This window comes from Afipia sp. GW822-FHT04G07, from assembly GCF_058800765.1.
Window position 1 is genome coordinate 3,080,422 of the sequence record NZ_JBXAMP010000001.1, and the last position, 19,346, is coordinate 3,099,767.

Below are 19,346 nucleotides of genomic sequence, written 5' to 3' on the forward strand. Positions count from 1 at the left end.
TCAGGGAAGTGAGCAACAAGTGTCGGCTGTCGACCATCGCGCGATAGATATGTCGCCTCGTATCTCCGAGGCGGGCGTCGCGGATTACATCGCGCTGCTGAAGCCGCGCGTGATGTCGCTGGTGGTGTTCACCGCGCTGGTCGGACTCGTGATCGCGCCGGGTCATTTTCATCCCGTGCTGGCGATCACGTCGATCCTCTGCATCGCGGTCGGCGGCGGCGCGGCCGGCGCGCTGAACATGTGGTACGAGGCCGATATCGATGCGCTGATGTCGCGCACCGCGAACCGCCCGATTCCGCGTGGGCGTATCCTGCCCGGCGAGGCGCTTGCTTTCGGTCTGACGCTGGCGTTCTTCTCGGTGATGACGCTCGGCATTCTCGTGAACTGGCTCGCGGGTGCGCTGCTGGCTTTTACGATCTTCTTTTACGTCGTCGTCTACACGATGTGGCTGAAGCGCTGGACCGCACAGAACATCGTGATCGGCGGTGCCGCCGGCGCATTGCCGCCGGTGGTGGCCTGGGCCGCGGCCACCGGATCGCTGTCGCCGGAGCCGATCCTGCTGTTTCTCATCATCTTCCTGTGGACACCGCCGCACTTCTGGGCGCTGGCTCTGTTCCGCACCGACGATTACGGACGCGCCAACATCCCGATGCTGCCGAACGTTGCCGGCCCGGATGCGACACGGCTGCAAATCCTGCTCTACACGATCCTGCTGGTCGCAGTCGCGATCGCGCCGTGGCCGCTGGGATATTTCAGCGCCGTCTACGGCGTAACGGCGGCCATCCTCGGCGCCGGCATGATGTGGTACGCGGTGCGCGTTTATCGCGAGCGCACCGGCAGTGCCGGCCTGCAAGCGACGCGCGCGTTGTTCAAGTTTTCGATCCTCTATCTGTTCGGGTTGTTTGCCGTGCTGCTGTGTGAAGTGGTGGTTGCGGCGCTCGCGCGGATGTTCTGGTCATGAGCGCGGGTATCGTCATGGACAGCAAGAAGCCGCAAGAAGGCATCGTTCTCACGCCGGAGCAGAAAAAGCGCCAGCGCGAGCGTTCCATTGCCATTGCACTTGCCTTGGGTGTGCTGGTGATCCTGTTTTTCGCAGTGACGCTGGTGAAGGGCCCGATCGTGCTCTCACGGCCGATCTGACGGCACTGAACGAATGGACAACGACACGCAGCCCATGACGCAGCAACCAACGAGCACCAGGAAGACGCCTCGGGTCAGCCGCGACATCATGGTCGCGTCGATCTGCGGTTTCGTCGTGGCGTTCATGGTCGGCGCTTCCTACGCAGCGGTGCCGTTCTACGACTGGTTCTGCCGCGCCACCGGATTCAACGGCACCACGCAGGTTGCGACGTCCGCGCCTGCAGGCACGCTCGAGCGCCGGATCGCCGTGCGGTTCGACTCGAATGTGAGCGGCGGGCTGCCCTGGAAGTTCGAGGCCGAGCAGACCGAGATCAGCGTCAAGATCGGCGAGGTGGTCACCGCTTACTACACGGTGACCAATCAGGCCGCGCGCGCGACCACGGGCGTCGCCGCCTATAACGTCGCACCGCTCACGGCAGGTTCGTTCTTCCAGAAGATCAATTGCTTCTGCTTCACCGAGCAATCGTTCGGTCCTGGCGAGAAGCGCGAGATGGCGGTGGTGTTCTACGTCGATCCGGCGCTGGTCGCGGATCATGAGTATGACGACCTCAACACCATCACGCTGTCCTATACGTTCTACCCTGTGAAAGATCCTGCGCCAAAGCCGCTTGCGGCAACGGAGACGGACAAGCGCAAGGGCAACCTTTGATCTTCTGTTTTCGACCATAACGACGACACGCGCCGGATGACACCGGCATCACGGAGAGACCACATGGCAACGGGCCAAGCCAAGCACCACGATTATCATCTCGTCGATCCGAGCCCATGGCCGGTCGTCGGTTCGATCTCGGCTTTCATCATGGCCGTGGGCGCCGTCGCATGGATGCACAAGATGTTCGCCGGCGCGCCGATTGTGTTCGGCGTCGGCACCATCGGCGTGCTCTACACCATGGCGAGCTGGTGGGCGGACGTGATCCGCGAGGCGCAGTACAAGGGCGATCACACCCGCGTCGTGCAGCTTCATCACCGCTACGGCATGATCCTGTTCATCGCCTCCGAAGTGATGTTCTTCGTGGCGTGGTTCTGGGCCTATTTCAACGCAGCGCTGTTCCCGGCCGATCCGGTTCACGCCACGCGTGAGGCGCTGTTCGGTGGCGTCTGGCCGCCGAAGGGCATCGAGACTTTCGATCCGTGGCATCTGCCGCTGCTCAACACGCTGATCCTGCTGACCTCCGGCACCACGGTGACTTGGGCTCATCACGCGCTGCTCGAAGGCGACCGCAAGGGCCTGAAGTACGGACTGATCCTCACCATCGCCCTGGGCGCTCTGTTCACCTGCGTGCAGGCCTATGAATACGGCCACGCCGCGTTCAGCTTTGCCGGCAACGTTTACGGCGCGACGTTCTTCATGGCGACCGGCTTCCACGGTTTCCACGTGCTGGTCGGCACCATCTTCCTGCTGGTGTGTCTGCTGCGCGCGTATGCGGGCCATTTCACACCGAAGCAGCATCTCGGCTTCGAATTTGCCGCGTGGTACTGGCATTTCGTGGACGTGGTCTGGCTGTTCCTGTTTGTCGTGATCTATGTCTGGGGACATGGCGCATCGACCATGGCGCACGGCGCGCACTAACCGTCGCAATGGTCGTTCAAAAGACCTAGATTGAAGGGCGGCCACCGTGCCGCCCTTTTTCTTTGGAGACGAGTACGGGCATGGACCAGCACGTTCCCGCGACCCTGGCGCAAACCGCGATGCGCGGTCTTGCCTGCAAGTGTCCGCGCTGCGGCGAAGGCAAGCTCTATGCGGGGTTTCTGACGTTGCGTCCGCGCTGCGAGGCCTGCGGTCTCGATTACGCTTTCATCGATGCGGGAGACGGTCCGGCCGTGTTCATCATCATGATCGCGGGCTTCATTGTGGTCGGCTCCGCGCTGATCGTCGAGATCAAGTACCAGCCGCCATTCTGGGTCCACGCTGCGTTGTGGGGGCCGCTGATCCTGGCAACGACATTGCTGCCGCTGCGGTCGATGAAGGCGCTGCTGATCGCGCTTCAGTATCATCACAAGGCCGCCGAGGGACAACTCGTCGGGCGTGACCCGAAATGAGTCAGGTGAAAACGGCCAGGCCCGCGCGCGGCATTTTCGGCCTCGCGCTGATCGCGCTGATCATGGTGTCGGTGCTGGCGAGCCTCGGCGTCTGGCAACTTCGCCGCAAGGACGAAAAGCATGCGCTGATCGCGGCGCTCACCGAGCGGCTTGCGGGCGCGCCGCGCGCGCTGCCATCTGCCGCGGAATGGCCCACGCTCAATTCCGCGCACGACGAATTTCTGCGCGTCTCTTTCAGTGCGACCTTCGAGTCGAAGCCGGACGCCATGATCTACAGTTCCGGTTCGGCGGTGCGCGACGACATTTCCGGGCCGGGCACATGGGCTTTTATGCCGGCGCGGCTGGCTGACGGCCGCGTCGTGGTGATCAATGCGGGCTTCGTGCAGAACACGATGCAGGATCGCGCGCAGCAGGACCGCGCGGTGACGCGGCTCGTGACCGGCGCGCCGGTCGCGATGACCGGCTACATTCGCTTTCCGGAAAAGCCCGGCACGTTCACGCCGGACCAGGACGCTGCCAAGCGGCTGTGGTTCTCGCGCGATCACCGCGCCATGGCGCAGGCGCTCGGCTGGGGTGACGTGGCGCCGTTCTATATCGATCTGGAAGCGCCGGTGCCACCGTCGGGCACCCCGAAACCGGGTCCGTTGCACGTCCATCTCAAGGACGATCACCTGCAATATGCCATCACATGGTTCGGCCTCGCACTGGTGGTCGCAATCGCCTTCGGTTTCTGGGTCAGAGGGCGGCGGCGGGGCCTCATCTGAGCCTCGCGGAGCGATCCGGTTTCCTTGTGAAGCCGGATCGCAGCCGATATGGTGCGGTTCGATTTCCCTGCGGGTGAAGTCAATCATCATTCAATATCAAAGGCTTGCACTAGGCTTGAGCCTTTGGAGGATCGCTTGACGAGCTATATTTCGACACGGGGCGAGGCTCCCCGCCTTGGCTTTTGCGACGTGATGCTGACCGGGCTTGCCCGGGACGGCGGCCTCTATGTGCCGGAGGTCTGGCCGCAGCTCTCCAGCGAAACGATCGCCGGATTCTTTGGCCGCCCCTATTGGGAAGTCGCCGTCGAGGTGATCCGCCCGTTCGTCGCGGACGAAATTTCCGAAGCCGATCTCGGCCGTATGGCGCTTGAAGCCTACGCGACCTTCCGCCATCCGGCCGTGGTGCCGCTCAGCCAGATCGCGCCGGATCGTTTCGTGCTGGAACTGTTTCACGGCCCCACGCTCGCGTTCAAGGACGTGGCGATGCAGTTGCTGTCGCGGCTGATGGATCATGTGCTGGCCAAACGGGGACAGCGCACCACCATCGTGGTTGCAACCTCCGGCGATACCGGCGGTGCGGCGGTCGATGCATTTGCCGGTCGCGACAACGCCGATCTCATCGTGCTGTTTCCGGACGGGCGTATTTCCGACGTGCAGCGGCGCATGATGACCACCAGCGGCGCGGCCAACGTCCATGCGCTCGCGATCGAAGGCAACTTCGACGATTGTCAGGGCATCGTGAAGGGCCTGTTCAACCATCACAAATTCCGCGATTCCGTCTCGCTGTCGGGCGTCAACTCGATCAACTGGGCGCGTATTGTGGCGCAGGTGGTTTATTACTTCACGTCGGCTGTGGCGCTTGGCGCGCCTGCGCGCGAAGTCGATTTCACGGTGCCGACCGGAAATTTCGGCGATATCTTCGCGGGCTATGTCGCCAAGCGCATGGGCCTTCCCGTCAGGCGGCTGCGGATCGCCGCCAACGTCAACGACATTCTGGCGCGCACGCTCAAGACCGGCATTTACGAGGTCAAGCAGGTTCACGCCACCACGTCGCCGTCGATGGACATTCAGATCTCGTCGAACTTCGAGCGGTTGCTGTTCGAGGCGACCGGCCGCGACAGCGCCGCTGTGCGCGCGCTGATGGGTTCACTGGCGCAGTCGGGACGCTTTGTGCTGAGCGACGCGGTGTTGAAACAAATTCGCGACGAATTCGACGCAGGACGCGCCGACGAGACCGAGACCAGTGCGGCGATCCGCGCTGCGTGGCGCGAGGCGGGCGAACTGATCGATCCGCATACCGCTGTTGCGCTCGCGGTCGCGGATCAGGACAAGCCGGTGTCGACGGTGCCGAACATTGTGCTCTCGACCGCGCATGCCGCCAAGTTCCCGGATGCCGTCGAGGCTGCGTGCGGAATGCGTCCGCCGCTGCCCGCGTGGCTCGACGGCCTGATGACGAAGCCTGAACACATCAAGGTCATGAAGAACGACCAGACAGAGGTCGAACGGTTTATCGTCTCGGTGAGCCGCGCCGCCAAGCAAGGGATCGCCGGATGAGCGTCAACGTTACCAAGCTGCCTTCGGGTTTGACCGTTGTCACCGACACCATGACGCATCTGGAGACCTCCGCGCTCGGCGTATGGACCGGCGTCGGCGGCCGCGACGAGAAGCCGAATGAACACGGCATGTCACATCTGCTGGAACACATGGCCTTCAAGGGCACGACACGGCGGACGTCGCAGCAGATCGCGGAAGAAATCGAGGCGGTCGGCGGCGACCTCAATGCGGCGACCTCGACCGAGACGACGGCCTATTACGCGCGCGTGTTGAAGGCCGACGTGCCGCTGGCGCTCGATGTGCTGTCCGATATTCTCGCTAACCCGTCGTTCGATGCCGAAGAACTTGAGCGCGAGAAGAGTGTGATCGAACAGGAAATCGGCGCGGCGCAGGATACGCCGGACGATGCGATCTTCGAGCACCTGAGCGAAATGTGTTATCCGGACCAGCCGATGGGCCGCTCCCTGCTGGGTACGCCGCAGACGCTGGCCGCGTTCAATCGCGACAATCTGCAAGGCTATCTGTCGACGCATTATCGCGGCCCCGAAATGGTCGTCGCTGCCGCAGGTGCTGTCGATCACAAGCATGTGGTTGCGGAAGTCGAACAGCGTTTCGCGAGTTTCGACGGCACGCCGGCACCGAAGCCTACGCCTGCGATGTTCGGCAAGGGCGGCACTCGCGTCATTCACCGCGATCTCGAGCAGGCGCATCTCACGCTGGCGCTTGAAGGCGTGCCGCAGTCGGATCTGTCGCTGTTCAGCCTGCAGGTCTTCACCAACATCCTGGGCGGCGGCATGTCGTCGCGGCTGTTTCAGGAGGTGCGCGAGAAGCGCGGGCTCTGCTATTCGATCTACACCTTCCACGCGGCCTATTCCGATACCGGATTCTTCGGGCTTTATACCGGCACCGATCCCACCGACGCGCCGGAGATGGTGGAAGTCATTGTCGATGAAATGAACAACGCGGTCGAAACGCTCACTGAAGCGGAAATATCCCGGTCCAAGGCACAGATGAAGGCGGGCCTTCTGATGGGAATGGAAAGCTGCAGCTCGCGCGCCGAGCAACTGGCGCGGCACATTCTGGCTTACGGGCGTCCGCTGACCTCGGAAGAACTGGTCGCGCGGATCGATGCGGTCAGCATTGAATCGACGCGCAACGCGGCGCGGGCGCTGCTCAGCCGCAGCCGTCCGGCGGTGGTGGCGCTGGGGGCAGGGCGCGGCCTCGACACCGCTGTCAGCCTTGCCGAAGGGCTGGCGCGGCCGAAGGCCAAAGCTCTTCTGCATTGAGGGTGCAACTTCACCGGCGCGACAGTTTCGGCATGTGATGACGTGAGCGCAGATCCCGCAGGACACGGTTCTCGCTATCCGCGCCTGCTGCGGGCTGTCTTTCTTGCCCTGGGATTTTTCTTCGTCGCGCTGGGTTTTATCGGGGCATTCCTGCCCGTTTTGCCCACGACGCCATTCCTTATTTTGGCGGCGGCGTGCTTTGCGCGTTCGTCCGAGCGGTTCGAGAACTGGCTGCTGCAGCATGGCCGCTTCGGTCCGATCCTGCGGGAATGGCGCGCACGCGGAGCCATTCCACGCAAGGCGAAGCTGGCCGCGCTCGGCGGAATGACTGCGGGCTTCATGATCTTCCATCTGACCGTCAATCCCGGCTTGTCGCTCACGCTTGCCGTTGCGGCCTTGATGCTGACGGGCGCCGTGTATGTCGTCTCGCGGCCATCGTAGAGCGCACCTGTCCGCACAGGTGGAGTTCGGAATAAGCGGAGAATTGTGCTAACGGAATACTACGCGGACGCGCCATCGGCGTCCGGATACGGGGAGGGTCCGGCATGGCCCTGTTTCGTCTTCCCTCGGCAACGGCTCCGGCGCTCGCCCCGCGCGGACACGGGCTTCTGCTGCGTGCGCCGCAAATGGCCGATTACGGGCAATGGAGCGAGTTGCGCGAGATCAGCCGCTCGTTTCTGACGCCGTGGGAGCCGATCTGGCCGTCCGACGATCTGACCCGCTCGGGTTTCCGCAGGCGGCTGCGCCGCTACGCCGAAGACGTGTCCGAGGACAGGGCCTATCCCTTCGTGGTGCTTCGGGAGGACGACGGCACGCTCATCGGCGGGGTAACGCTGGCCAATGTGCGGCGCGGGATCGTGCAGGCCGGCACCGTCGGTTACTGGATCGGCCAGCCTCATGCCGGCAAGGGCTATATGACCCGGGCGCTGCGTGTGCTGTTGCCGACCCTGTTCGGCGAACTCAACCTGCATCGCATCGAGGCCGCCTGTATCCCGACCAACCAGTCCTCGATCCGGGTGCTGGAGAAATGCGGGTTTGCCCGCGAGGGACTGGCCCGGCGCTATCTGTGCATCAACGGGGTCTGGCAGGACCATTACCTCTACGGCCTGCTGGACGAGGATTTCCGCGGTTAACCAGCCGCCGTCTTGGCGATGCAGCGCCTTTGGTTCGCCGTCTTTGCCCTGCTATAAGGCCGTCTCCGATCCCTCTCCGATTTTTCTCTCCGATCTCTCTTTGATCTCTCGGGCCGACTGGAAGCAATGATGGCGGGTGACAGGCTTTTGAAGCGCACAGCAGTTGCTGTGCTGGCGGTTGCGGCAAGCGCGGCGCTGTCGGGCTGCGGCGGCGGCAGCATGTTTGGCTCGTCGGGCTCGTCATCCGGCGATTCGTCGTCGTCGGGATCGTCGTTCGGCAGCAGGTTCAGCCAGCTATTCAGTTCGAAGTCGCAGGAAGCCACCACGACGTCCGCGCCATCGACGCAGGCATCCGAGAACAGCGATCTGACCTGTCCCAGCGTCGCGATCCGGTTCGGCGCATCCACGCTGGCCGTCGGGCTGCCGGGCAAGCCCGCCTCGGGCAACGACCTGCGCTATCAGGGATCGATCACGCGCACGGCGCGCGACTGTAATTTGCAGGGCGGTCAGGTCACCGCGCGGATCGGCATCATGGGCCGCATCATCACAGGGCCTGCGGGTGCGCCCGCGACCGTCGATGTGCCGATGCGCGTAGCCGTCGTGCAGGAAGGCGCGCCGGAGAAGGTCATCACCACCAAGGCGATCCGGACCACCGTGACGATGGAAGGTGAGAACACCGAGTTCAGCCTCGTCGCCGAAGACGTCACCTATCCGACGCCGACGGCGGCAGCGAACGACAAATACATTTTCTATGTCGGTTTCGATCCGGCCGCGCTGAAGCCGGAGCCCGCCGCGCGCAAGCGGAAGAAATAACGCGCATCATGCGCCCAAACAAAAAGCCGGCCGCGAGATTGTCGCGGCCGGCTTTCGTTTAAGCGGTAATGTTGTCAGTTCAGCTTGCTGCGAACGTCCTGGATGCCCTTGGCGATCAGGTCGTCGGCGACCGAACCCTTGACTGACTGCGTCATGATCGACGACGCCGCGGTCACTGCGGCCTCAGCAGCCGCTGCGCGGACATCCGCGATCGCCTGGCTTTCTGCCTGCGCGATTTTGCCTTCGGCGGTCTTGGTGCGGCGAGCGACGAAGTCTTCCATCTTCACCTTGGCTTCGGCTGCAATACGTTCAGCCTCTGCCTTGGCGCTGGTGACGATCTCCTGCGCTTCGCGTTCCGCGCTGGCGCGGCGGGCGCGATATTCCTCGACCAGCTTCGCAGCCTCTTCCTTGAGGCGGCGGGCGTCGTTGAGTTCCCGCTGAATACGGTCGCGGCGATTGTCGAGCGCCTTCAGAACAGTGCGGTGAACGCCGAAATAGCCGAACACGCCCATCAAAAGGACGAAAGCGACGGCGACCCAGAATTCTGCTTCGAACATCGTCGTTATCCCTTCAAGGACGCATCGACTGCGCTGTCGACAGCCTTGCTGTCAGGCGCAACGCCGGTGAGGCGCTGGACGATGGCCGCAGCCGCATCCGATGCGATCGAGCGGACATTGCCCATCGCCGTCGTGCGGGTTGCGGCAATGGTCTTTTCGGCATCGGCGAGTTTGGTTGCGAGGCTGGCTTCCAGCGTCTTGCGATCGCTTTCGGCCTGCGCATTCAGCTTGTCACGGGTCTCCGAGCCGATGGCCTGAGCCCGCGCGCGCGCATTGGCGAGCTCGGTTTCATAGGCCTTCAGGGCTTCGTCAGACTCGTCCTTGAGCTTCTGCGCCTCGGCGAGATCGTTTTCGATCACGCCTTCGCGGTTGGAGATGATGCCGCCGACGCGCGGGAGCGCGAACTTCGACACGATGAAGTAAAGCAGCGCAAAGGCGATCGCGAACGACACCAGCTGCGAGGCAAACGTTTCCTTCTGGAAAGGCGGGAACCCCGCCTTGCCATGTCCGTCTGCCGCAGTGTGGGCGGTCGTGCCCTTTGCAGTGCTCTGACCCGTCGCCATGAGCGTCTCCTGTTTGCGTCAGCCGCGGCTCAATCGAGACCGCGGCAACGCATCATCCGAAATCAGACGGCGAACAGCAGCAGCAGCGCGATCAGCAGCGAGAAGATGCCGAGCGCTTCGGTCACGGCGAAGCCGAAGATCAGGTTCGCGAACTGGCCCTGCGAGGCGGACGGGTTGCGAAGCGCGCCGTTGAGGAACTGGCTGAAGATCATGCCGACGCCGATACCCGCGCCGCCCATGCCGAGACATGCAATGCCGGCGCCGATGTACTTTGCTGCGACTGGATCCATAGTAGAAACTCCTTCTTGGGATGTTGGTGTCGTTGGATGAAGTGAAATCCGGGTCTTGAATTCAGTGTCCCGGGTGAAGTGCGTCGTTCAGATAGATGCAGGTCAGGATGGTGAAGACGTAGGCCTGCAGGAAAGCCACGAGAAATTCGAGGCCGGTGAGCGCGGTCGTCATCGCCAGCGGCAATACCGAACCGAAAATGCCAAGTGCGCCGAGCGCGCTCAGCGACGTGACGAAACCCGCGAACACCTTGAGGGTGATGTGACCCGCCAGCATGTTTGCGAACAGACGCACGGAATGGGACACCGGCCGCGACAGGAACGAGATGACCTCGATCACCATGATCAGCGGCAGGATATAAAGGGGAATGCCCGAGGGGACGAACAGCTTGAAGAATTTGAAGCCGTTCTTGTAGAGGCCGTAGAGCAGCACGGTCAGGAACACCATCAGCGCCAGCGCCAGCGTGACGATCAGATGGCTGGTCACGGTGAAGGTGTACGGAATGAGGCCGATGAGGTTCGCGGTCAGGATGAAGGCGAACAGCGAGAACACGAACGGGAAAAACTTCATGCCTTCTTCGCCGACGCTTTCCCTCAGCGTATTCCCGACGAATTCGTAGGACAGTTCCGCGAGGGACTGGATACGGTTCGGCACCAGACGGCGGCCGGCGCTGCCGCCGATCATCAGCAGCGCGACGAGAGCGACCGAGCCGAACATGTAGGCTGACGAGTTGGTGAACGCGATCTCCTGGCCGCCGATATGGCCCAGCGAGAAGATCTTGTGGATCTCAAATTGATGGATCGGATCGGCCATCCACGTTCGTCTTTCATCTTTGCCGGCATGCCGGACAGTAACACCCGCCAGCGAACTGGCTTGAAATTCCAAGCGATTCCCAGGATCGGTCGCGGGACCCTGTCAGGAGCGGTCGGACGCGTCGCGGTTTGCGACGCCGGCTGCCCGCATCACGTTGATCACACCGGCGGTGAAGCCAAGCAGAAAAAACACGATGAGACCCCAGGGCGATGTCGACAATAGACGGTCGATACCCCAGCCGATGACCGCTCCGACAAGCACGCCTGCAATCAATTCGGAGGAGAGGCGAAACCCCCGTGCCATCGCGGATGCGTTGGAGGGGCCTGCCCCGCTTCCCGACTGATCGGTCTGGATTTTGCGGTCTTTCCGGACTTCGGAAAGCCGATGATTCAGACGGTCGAGCCTTGCGGAGAGCGCAGCTTCGTCGGCCGTCGGCTTGTCTTGCTCACCTTCGCCGCGACCCTTGCCGTGTGTGCCGTTCGCCATTGCTGTCGACACCTACGCCCGTCGCGCGATTTCAGAGAAAAACGCCCCGCCACCCACGGAAACCGCGCGGACCATACTGACGGCCTACGGTCAAGTCAAGATTGCCTAATTACCATCTATCAGATTGAAATATCTCGGAAAATTATGGAAAAATTCCTGCTGCTGCGCGCACTCGCCGCACTGCGATAACAGGGTATGCCATGCGGCGCTGACGGGCGCGTTTTCGGCTCGTTGTGATAGCTTCGCAATTTCCAGAATTCGGACAGCCGGAGGCCAGATGGCGCGCCAGATCGACTACTATTTTTCCACCCAGTCGCCATGGGCCTACATCGGGCACGCATTGTTTGAGGATCTCGCCGCCGCGCACCAGCTCAAGGTCAATTACAAGCCGGTTCAGCTGATCGAGGTTTTTTCCGAAACGGGAGGCTTGCCACTGGCAAAACGTCATCCGGCCAGACAGCGCTATCGGATGATGGAGTTGCAGCGCTGGCGCGACAAGCGCGGTCTCACGTTCAATCTCAAGCCGCAATTTTTTCCAGCCGATCCCCGGCTTGCAGATGGCGTGGCCGTTGCGGCGGCCGCCGTGGGGCTCAATCCCGAGCCGTTCGTGCGCCGCGCATTCGTGGGGCTCTGGGAGCAAGAACTCAATCTTGCGGACCCGGCGACAGTGACCCGGCTGGCGGATGAAGCGGGGTTGCCGGGGGCAAAGATTGTGGCGCATGCGGTCTCGGACGAAATCAGGGCCGCTTACGAACAGAACCGTCAGGACGCCATTGCGTCAGGTGTATTCGGCTCACCCTGCTGGGTGCTGGACGGCGAGGTTTTCTGGGGCCAGGACCGGATCGAATTGCTGGCCGATGCGTTGAAGTCCGGCCGAAAAGCCTACACCTCCGAAGTCTGAGGCAGGCGACGGCTTCGAGCAGACGAGGAAGCCCATGCTTGTGAGTGACATGCTTGCTGAAGTCATGCGCGGGCATGACTTGCGCGTTGAAGCACCATTCCCGGTGTCGCGCCGTCCGGCTTGTCTTGCAGCGAGGGTGCTTGCTGCAATGGCGGTGGCATCGGTGCTGATGTTCAACGGCGAGGCGCGGGCTCAGTCAGCGCCTGACACCGAGAATGGCCGTTTTGTGCTGTCACCCGTTCCGGATGGATTCCTGCGGCTCGATACCCGCAACGGAACGGTCTCCACTTGTACCAATAGTGGCGGGTGGACATGCCGCCTTGTGCCGGACGAACGGGCGGCGCTCGATTCCGAGATCGGACGGCTTCAGGCTGACAACAAGCGCTTGAAAGACGAACTCGCGCAGCGCGACACCGTGAACGGCAAGACGGACGCGCCGCTGGCGAAAGAAGATTCGAAGAAAAGCGCGCAGGCGTTGCCGGACAACAAATCGTCGCCCGACAAGAAGATCGAACTGCAACTGCCGCCAGAACACGAAAAGCTGATGGCGCTGATCGATCGCGTATGGGACCGGCTGATCGAAATGGCCGTCCGTCTTCAGAAAAGACTGTCCGAGATCTGAGATTTATCGGCGTAAAAAAACGGCCGCGGGTTGTTCCGCGGCCGTTGTGGTTTGGAATGTGAGGGTCAGGCGACGATGCCGTCTGACCCTCGAATTTTACTTGGTGATATCGACGTCCTTGGTTTCCGGCAGGAAGAAGAAGCCGATCACCACGGTGATCAATGCGAAGATCACCGGGTACCAAAGGCCGGCGTAGATGTCGCCGGTCGACGCCACGATTGCGAAGGACGTTGCTGGCAACAATCCTCCGAACCAGCCGTTGCCGATATGGTAGGGCAGCGACATTGACGTGTAGCGGATGCGGGTCGGGAACAGTTCGACCAGCATCGCCGCGATCGGGCCGTACACCATGGTCACGAAGATCACGAGAATGAACAGAAGTCCGATAATCGCGGCCACCTGCGGCCGGAAGATATCGAACGGATTGCTCATCTTCACGAGTGTCGTGTTGGCGCCGGGCTTCGGATAACCGGCAGCCTGTAGGGCGGCGGTTGCACCAGCGTTAGATGCTGCCGGCGTGGTGTAGGGTACGTCCGTTCCGTTGATCTTGATGGCGACGGGCGAGCCTGCCGGACCAGCGACGGTTTCGTACTTGACCGAGGACTTCGCAAGGAAGTCGCGGGCAAGATCGCAAGGTGCCGAGAACACGCGGGTGCCGACCGGGTTGAACAAGTCGCCGCAACCCTTCGGATCCGCCACCACCGAAACCTTCACCGTCTCGATGGCCTTTTCCAACTGCGGGTTGGCGTTGCTCGAGATCATGCGGAAGATCGGGAAGAAGGTCAGCGCCGCGATCAGACAGCCTGCCAGAATGATCGGCTTGCGGCCGATCTTGTCGGACAGGGCGCCGAACACGATGAAGAAGCCGGTGCCGAGCAGCAGCGACCACGCGATCAGCAGGTTCGCGGTGTAGCCGTCGACCTTCAGGATCGATTGCAGGAAGAACAGCGCGTAGAACTGGCCAGTGTACCAGACCACGCCCTGACCCATGACGCCGCCGAGCAGCGCGATCAGAACGATCTTGGCGTTGCTCCAGTTGCCGAAGGATTCGGTCAGCGGCGCTTTCGAGCCCTTGCCCTCGTCCTTCATCTTCTGGAACACGGGGGATTCGTTCAGCTTCAGTCGAATGATGACCGAGACGCCGAGCAGCACGACCGAGAGCAGGAACGGAATGCGCCAGCCCCAGGACGCGAATTCCGCCTCGCCGAGAATCGTGCGGGTGAACAGGATCACCAGCAGCGACAGGAACAGGCCGAGTGTCGCGGTGGTCTGAATGAACGAGGTGTAGTAGCCGCGCTTGCCGGGAGGCGAGTGCTCCGCGACGTAGGTAGCTGCGCCGCCGTATTCACCGCCGAGCGCGAGGCCCTGCGCCAGACGCAGGGCGATCAGAATGATCGGAGCCGCGATGCCGATGGTGGCAGCGTTCGGGAGCAGGCCGACGATGAAGGTCGACAGGCCCATGATGAGAATGGTGACGAGGAACGTGTACTTGCGGCCGACGATGTCGCCGATGCGGCCGAACACGATGGCGCCGAACGGACGAACCAGGAAGCCTGCGGCGAACGCGAGCAGCGCGAAGATGTCGCGGGTCGCTGGCGGATAGGCCGAGAAGAACTGCGCGCCGATGATCGCGGCGAGCGAGCCGTAAAGGTAAAAATCGTACCATTCGAAAACGGTGCCGAGCGATGAAGCGAAGATGACGAAACGTTCGTCCTTCGTCATGCCGCCCGCGCGTGGCGAGGTCGTAGTCACAGTGGCCATTTCAATGCTCCCCAAAACGTGTTGCTGAAAAAATCGCTTCTGCGCGCCGTTCTTTCGCCGGTTCAAAAACGCGAGAAGTTCGCAAATACGGTAACATCGGCGTGAAACAACGCCCTATAAGACTTTCGGCCAGCGCATATGGAGGTCCGACATACCTTGCACTGCACAATCGTTGCATTTGCGGGCACGAGCGCTTGTCGTTTTCGCTCGCGGGTTGCAAGACTAAACGGCGCGGTAAACACTTGAATCCAGTATTACCGTGGGGCTCACTCGGCTATTGCAAACGGGATAAATGACCATCGCTTCCAGCACGCATCTCGTCGTCGCCGACGACCATCCGCTTTTCCGTGACGCTCTGCGACAAGCGGTCGCGACCGTCGTTGCATCCGCGCGCATCGACGAGGCGGGATCGTTCGAGGAATTGACAGCGCTGCTTGAGCGCGAATCGGATGTCGATCTAATCCTGCTCGACCTGTCGATGCCTGGAATCAGCGGCTTTTCCGGGTTGATCTACCTGCGGGCGCAATTCCCGGCAATTCCGGTGGTCATTGTGTCGGCCAGCGACGATGCGGGCACGATCCGCCGGTCGATGGATTTCGGTGCGTCGGGCTTCATCCCCAAGCGCTTCGGCGTCGAGACGTTGCGCGAGGCCATCGGCAAGGTCATGAACGGCGACGTTTGGATTCCGGCTGACATCGATATGTCCGCGGCGGCCGATCCCGACATGACGCGGCTGCGCGACCGCCTGGTGACGCTGACGCCACAGCAGGTCAGGGTGCTGATGATGCTGTCGGAAGGTTTGCTCAACAAGCAAATCGCCTATGAGCTGAGTGTCTCCGAAGCGACCATCAAGGCGCATGTCTCCGCCATCCTGCAAAAGCTGGGTGTCGAAAGCCGGACCCAGGCCGTGATTGCCGCCGCCAAAATATCCGGCGGACAATGGAAGCAGGCCGATACAACGCAGTAATTATTCCGCAGCCACCATCTGCTGCGTGCGCCATTGCCCGAGCAGGGCGCGCAGCGCTGCCGGCTTGACCGGCTTGTTGAGCACAACAATTCCGTCCGCGCGCGCGGCCTCGCGGACATGCGGGCTGCGGTCGGCGGTGATCAGAATGGCCGGAATTCCCTCGCCGAACCGCTGGCGGATGTCGCGGATCGCCGCGATGCCGTTGCCGCGATCGAGGTGATAATCGACAAGCAGTCCCGTCACCCGCTCCTCGGTGGCGGCGATCGCTTCCGCGGCTGAGACCGGGTCCACCGCCGCGATGACCTTGGCGTCCCAGCCGGTGAGCAAGGTCTTCATGCCGTCGAGGATGGCGCGGTCGTTCTCGATGCAGACAATGAGCGTGCCGCTCATCGGCGTTTTGGTGGACATGTTGGTGCCCGACAACGCCGCCGTATGGGTGATGGTCTTGGCGATCGGCATTGTCACGGAAAAGCGCGAGCCGCCGCTGCGGTTCGAATCGACCGCGATGCCGTGGTTCAGGACGCGGGCCAACCGTTCCACGATCGATAGCCCGAGACCAAGTCCGCGCGCGATCCGCGCGCCCTGGTCGAGGCGATGAAATTCCTTGAAGATTTCAGTGCGCTTGAGAATCGGGATGCCGAGGCCGGTATCGTAGATCCCGATCTCCAGCGATTTTCCCTTGCGGCGGCAGCCGACCAGCACGCGCCCCTTGGGCGTGTATTTGATGGCATTGGAAATCAGGTTTTGCAGCAGACGCCGCAGCAGCACGCGGTCCGACGTGACAGCCAGCGCGCAGGGCACGAAGGTCAGTTTGAGTTTTCGCGCTTTTGCGATCGGCGCGAATTCCACCTCCAGCGAGCGCATCAGGTCGCTCATGCGGAAGCTGGAGATTGATGGCGTCATCGCGCCGGAGTCGAGCCGTGAAATGTCGAGCAGCGCGCCGAGAATTTCCTCGATGGCCTCCAGCGAGTCGTCGATATTGCCGACGAGGCGCGCATCCTCGCCGCCGGCCTGCCGCTCGACCATGCTGGTGACGTAGAGTCTGGCGGCGTTGAGCGGCTGCAGAATGTCGTGACTGGCCGCTGCGAGGAAGCGGGTCTTGGAAATGTTGGCTTCCTCGGCGGTGCTCTTGGCCAGCGCCAGTTCGCTGTTCAGCCGTGTCAGTTCCTCGGTGCGTTCGCGGACGCGCTTTTCCAGCGTCGCATTGGCGCGCTCCAAAGCCTCGGCGGCCTCGAAGCTCGGCGTGATGTCGGAGAAGGTGATGACCAGCGCGCCGCCCGGCATGCGGTTGGCGCGCACTTCGATCACCATGTTGCGGTCGATCAATCGCTCCAGATAGGGCTCACCTTCGGTGGTGTAGGCGGCGAGCCGCCGTTGCAGCATGGTGTGGTCACCCTTGGAGGCCGCCTGTCCATTGCTGCCGATGAACTCCAGGATCTCGACGAGCGGTATTCCGATTTGCGCGTATTGCGCCGGCAGGTCGAGAATTTCGCCGAACTGCCGGTTCGAGGTGATGAGCTGGAGTTCGGGATTGAAGACGGCGATGCCCTGACGGACGTGATTGAGCGCGGTCTGCAACATCTCGCGGTTGAAATGCAGCGCGGTATGAGCGTCGTCGAGCAGCTTCAATGCGGCCTTGGCGGAGACCGCACGCTTGCGCAGCAGCAGCGACAGCACGAGCCGCGACGAGGCGGCCCCGATCGACGAGGCGATCAGATGTTCGGCGTGGCGAAGCAGCAGAAAATCCGCGGGCGCGCTGCGTTCGAGATTGATGCGATGCGTGGCCGCAAACGTCTCGAACGATTGCAGCGCGCGGTCGGGCCCGAGATACTGTGCGACCGTGCTGAGCAGGTCCTGCACGGTGACGGTGGTGCGCCAGCGCCTGAAGTTGGGCGCGATCGGCGCCAGTTCGTTGGGCACGAACAGGTCGGCCTGCACCCGCTCGATCGATGTAGGCTGGCGCATCAGCGACAGCACGATGTAGGCCAGCAGATTGAGCGACAGGCTCCAGAAGACGCCGTGAATCAGCGGCGCCATTTCGGTACCGAGCAAGGCTTGTGGCCGGAGTGCGGTGATTCCGAACAGGCCTTGCGTGAGCCATAACGTGCCGCGCGGATCGACGTCGGCGAAGCTCGGCAGGAACAGCGTATAGGCCCACACCGCGAAGCCGATCAGCATGCCGCCCATCGCGCCGCGCGCCGTCGCCCGCCGCCAGAACAGGCCACCGAGAAACGCCGGCGCGAGTTGTGCGACGGCTGCGAACGACAGCAGGCCGATGGCGGCAAGCTGGGCGTTGCCCAGCACGTGATAGTAGAGATACGCCATCGCCATGATGGCGAAGATCGCGACGCGGCGAACCTTGAGCAGGAAGCCGCCGAAGTTGGCCTTGCCGCCCTGCGAAGCCGGCCGCCGCTTCAACACCAGCGGCACGATGATGTCGTTCGACACCATGATGGCCAGCGCCACGCATTCCACGATCACCATCGCGGTGGCGGCGGACAGCCCGCCGACGAACACGATCACGCTCAGCGCCGTCGCGCCCGCCGAGATCGGCAGCGCCAGCACGTACATGTCGCTGTCGGATGCCCCGAACGGAAAGGTGACGAGGCCTGCGATGGCGATCGGAATCACGAACAGGTTGATAAGAACCAGATAGAGCGGAAACAGCCAGCGCGCGCGGCGGACTTCGGCCTCGGTGGAATTTTCCACGACGCTGACGTGGAATTGCCGGGGCAGCAGCAGGATCGCCAGAAACGACAGCAGCGTCATGGCGAGAAAATTACCGATCGACGGTGTGGCCTCGATGGCGCGGACCGCCTCCGGCGTCTTCATGGCGCGGTCCCACAAATCGGACGGGCCGAACATGAAAAACGTGACGAAGACGCCCGCCGCGATGAAGGCCACCAGCTTGACCAGCGATTCCGTCGCGACCGCCAGCATCAACCCGTGCTGGTGTTCGGTGGCGTCGGTCTGGCGCGTGCCGAACAGCACTGCGAAGGCGGCCAGCGTGACGGTGACGATGAAGGCGATGTCGCCGATGTATGGAATACTGGAAACGTCCTGATCCTGATTGAGGATGGTTTCCAGCGACGACGCAACCGCTTTCAATTGCAGGGCGATGTAAGGCACCGAGCCGATGATGGCGATGGCGGCGGCGGTCCCGGCGACGGCCTGGCTCTTGCCGTAACGCGCGGCAATGAAGTCGGCGATCGAGGTGATGTTCTGCGATTTGGCCAGCTGGATGACGCGCATCAGCAACGGCGTGCAGAATGCGATCATCAGGATCGGGCCGACATAGATCGCGAGAAATTCGACGCTGGTTCGCGTCGCGAGCCCGACCGAGCCGAAGAACGTCCAGGACGTGCAATAAATCGCAAGCGACAGCGGATAGATAAAGGTGCCGAGGCGGCCACGCTGGATGTGCGTCAGCCGTTCGCCGTAGCTCGCCACCACGAACAGAAGTCCGATGTAGCCGAACGCGACTGCGATCACGCCCCAGTCATGCAGCATCGAATTGATCCCTCGGCCTTACCGGCCCGCTGCGACCTTAGCCCGGACCGGTTGCCTGTGCATCCGGCTCGGCTGCCGTGCGCCAGACGAACATGATCTTGGCGAATTCAGCGAATCAGCATATACACGTAAAAGTTGTGTTACGACG

Annotated in this window: 21 protein-coding genes; 14 read left to right on the plus strand and 7 right to left on the minus strand. The window is 62.4% G+C overall.

Annotated features, from left to right (window positions below; genetic code table 11):
• The first annotated feature begins 19 nt into the window (after window positions 1–19).
• The 11 genes from AC1RKJ_RS15035 to AC1RKJ_RS15085 all read left to right on the plus strand — a co-directional run bounded on the left by AC1RKJ_RS15035 (window position 20) and on the right by AC1RKJ_RS15085 (window position 8,730).
• Window positions 20–961, plus strand: coding sequence for a heme o synthase (locus tag AC1RKJ_RS15035; RefSeq protein ID WP_492791731.1), 942 nt, complete (start codon window positions 20–22; stop codon window positions 959–961).
• On the plus strand, window positions 958–1,140 hold the full coding sequence (locus tag AC1RKJ_RS15040; protein WP_492791732.1) for a cytochrome c oxidase system small membrane protein: 183 nt from the start codon (window positions 958–960) through the stop codon (window positions 1,138–1,140). Before AC1RKJ_RS15035 ends, AC1RKJ_RS15040 begins: the two co-directional genes overlap by 4 nt.
• A 34-nt stretch (window positions 1,141–1,174) precedes the next feature.
• Window positions 1,175–1,789, plus strand: coding sequence for a cytochrome c oxidase assembly protein (locus AC1RKJ_RS15045; RefSeq protein ID WP_492791733.1), 615 nt, complete (start codon window positions 1,175–1,177; stop codon window positions 1,787–1,789).
• Between the two features lie 63 nt (window positions 1,790–1,852).
• The gene (locus AC1RKJ_RS15050; RefSeq protein WP_492791734.1) at window positions 1,853–2,710 is read left to right on the plus strand and encodes a cytochrome c oxidase subunit 3; all 858 of its coding nucleotides are present in this window, start codon (window positions 1,853–1,855) and stop codon (window positions 2,708–2,710) included.
• A gap of 80 nt (window positions 2,711–2,790) precedes the next feature.
• Window positions 2,791–3,180, plus strand: a complete 390-nt coding sequence (locus tag AC1RKJ_RS15055) for a DUF983 domain-containing protein (protein WP_492791735.1) — start codon at window positions 2,791–2,793, stop codon at window positions 3,178–3,180.
• Window positions 3,177–3,944 carry an SURF1 family protein gene (locus AC1RKJ_RS15060; protein WP_492791736.1) on the plus strand — a complete coding sequence of 256 codons (768 nt, stop codon included), beginning with the start codon at window positions 3,177–3,179 and terminating at the stop codon, window positions 3,942–3,944. Before AC1RKJ_RS15055 ends, AC1RKJ_RS15060 begins: the two co-directional genes overlap by 4 nt.
• 135 nt (window positions 3,945–4,079) lie before the next feature.
• On the plus strand, window positions 4,080–5,498 hold the full coding sequence (gene thrC, locus AC1RKJ_RS15065) for a threonine synthase (protein WP_492791737.1): 1,419 nt from the start codon (window positions 4,080–4,082) through the stop codon (window positions 5,496–5,498).
• Window positions 5,495–6,784 (plus strand): M16 family metallopeptidase, encoded by a 1,290-nt coding sequence (locus AC1RKJ_RS15070; RefSeq protein WP_492791738.1) that lies wholly within the window; start codon window positions 5,495–5,497, stop codon window positions 6,782–6,784. The genes thrC and AC1RKJ_RS15070 overlap by 4 nt, the downstream gene beginning before the upstream one ends.
• 42 nt (window positions 6,785–6,826) lie before the next feature.
• Window positions 6,827–7,225 carry a YbaN family protein gene (locus tag AC1RKJ_RS15075; RefSeq protein ID WP_492791739.1) on the plus strand — a complete coding sequence of 133 codons (399 nt, stop codon included), beginning with the start codon at window positions 6,827–6,829 and terminating at the stop codon, window positions 7,223–7,225.
• 104 nt (window positions 7,226–7,329) lie between these two features.
• The gene (locus tag AC1RKJ_RS15080) at window positions 7,330–7,917 is read left to right on the plus strand and encodes a GNAT family N-acetyltransferase (protein WP_492791740.1); all 588 of its coding nucleotides are present in this window, start codon (window positions 7,330–7,332) and stop codon (window positions 7,915–7,917) included.
• A 129-nt stretch (window positions 7,918–8,046) separates the two neighbouring features.
• Window positions 8,047–8,730 (plus strand): hypothetical protein, encoded by a 684-nt coding sequence (locus AC1RKJ_RS15085; protein WP_492792762.1) that lies wholly within the window; start codon window positions 8,047–8,049, stop codon window positions 8,728–8,730.
• Between the two features lie 74 nt (window positions 8,731–8,804).
• Here the strand turns inward: AC1RKJ_RS15085 and AC1RKJ_RS15090 are convergent, their stop codons facing one another.
• The 5 genes from AC1RKJ_RS15090 to AC1RKJ_RS15110 all read right to left on the minus strand — a co-directional run bounded on the left by AC1RKJ_RS15090 (window position 8,805) and on the right by AC1RKJ_RS15110 (window position 11,437).
• A complete protein-coding gene (locus tag AC1RKJ_RS15090) occupies window positions 8,805–9,287 on the minus strand; it encodes a F0F1 ATP synthase subunit B family protein (protein WP_492791741.1) in 483 nt (160 codons plus the stop codon).
• 5 nt (window positions 9,288–9,292) lie between these two features.
• The gene (locus AC1RKJ_RS15095; protein WP_492791742.1) at window positions 9,293–9,850 is read right to left on the minus strand and encodes a F0F1 ATP synthase subunit B family protein; all 558 of its coding nucleotides are present in this window, start codon (window positions 9,848–9,850) and stop codon (window positions 9,293–9,295) included.
• Between the two features lie 62 nt (window positions 9,851–9,912).
• Window positions 9,913–10,140: a F0F1 ATP synthase subunit C gene (locus tag AC1RKJ_RS15100; protein WP_006022884.1), complete on the minus strand. Its 228-nt coding sequence runs from the start codon at window positions 10,138–10,140 to the stop codon at window positions 9,913–9,915.
• Between the two features lie 61 nt (window positions 10,141–10,201).
• Window positions 10,202–10,951: a F0F1 ATP synthase subunit A gene (locus tag AC1RKJ_RS15105; protein ID WP_492791743.1), complete on the minus strand. Its 750-nt coding sequence runs from the start codon at window positions 10,949–10,951 to the stop codon at window positions 10,202–10,204.
• Between the two features lie 102 nt (window positions 10,952–11,053).
• Complete coding sequence (locus tag AC1RKJ_RS15110) at window positions 11,054–11,437, minus strand: AtpZ/AtpI family protein (protein ID WP_492791744.1); 384 nt, start codon at window positions 11,435–11,437, stop codon at window positions 11,054–11,056.
• A 277-nt stretch (window positions 11,438–11,714) separates the two neighbouring features.
• On the opposite strand from AC1RKJ_RS15110, the gene AC1RKJ_RS15115 reads away from it, so the two are divergent.
• Window positions 11,715–12,338 (plus strand): 2-hydroxychromene-2-carboxylate isomerase, encoded by a 624-nt coding sequence (locus AC1RKJ_RS15115; RefSeq protein WP_492791745.1) that lies wholly within the window; start codon window positions 11,715–11,717, stop codon window positions 12,336–12,338.
• A gap of 148 nt (window positions 12,339–12,486) precedes the next feature.
• Window positions 12,487–12,960: a hypothetical protein gene (locus AC1RKJ_RS15120; protein ID WP_492792763.1), complete on the plus strand. Its 474-nt coding sequence runs from the start codon at window positions 12,487–12,489 to the stop codon at window positions 12,958–12,960.
• 96 nt (window positions 12,961–13,056) lie between these two features.
• Here the strand turns inward: AC1RKJ_RS15120 and AC1RKJ_RS15125 are convergent, their stop codons facing one another.
• Complete coding sequence (locus tag AC1RKJ_RS15125; RefSeq protein WP_492791746.1) at window positions 13,057–14,721, minus strand: MFS transporter; 1,665 nt, start codon at window positions 14,719–14,721, stop codon at window positions 13,057–13,059.
• Window positions 14,722–15,013: 292 nt separating this feature from the next.
• Here AC1RKJ_RS15125 and AC1RKJ_RS15130 point away from each other — a divergent pair, with 292 nt between their 5' ends.
• Entirely contained in the window at window positions 15,014–15,688 is a 675-nt protein-coding gene (locus AC1RKJ_RS15130) for a response regulator (RefSeq protein WP_492791747.1), read from the plus strand.
• Here AC1RKJ_RS15130 and AC1RKJ_RS15135 read toward each other — a convergent pair whose 3' ends face one another.
• On the minus strand, window positions 15,689–19,198 hold the full coding sequence (locus AC1RKJ_RS15135) for a PAS domain-containing hybrid sensor histidine kinase/response regulator (RefSeq protein ID WP_492791748.1): 3,510 nt from the start codon (window positions 19,196–19,198) through the stop codon (window positions 15,689–15,691).
• Window positions 19,199–19,346 lie beyond the last annotated feature (148 nt).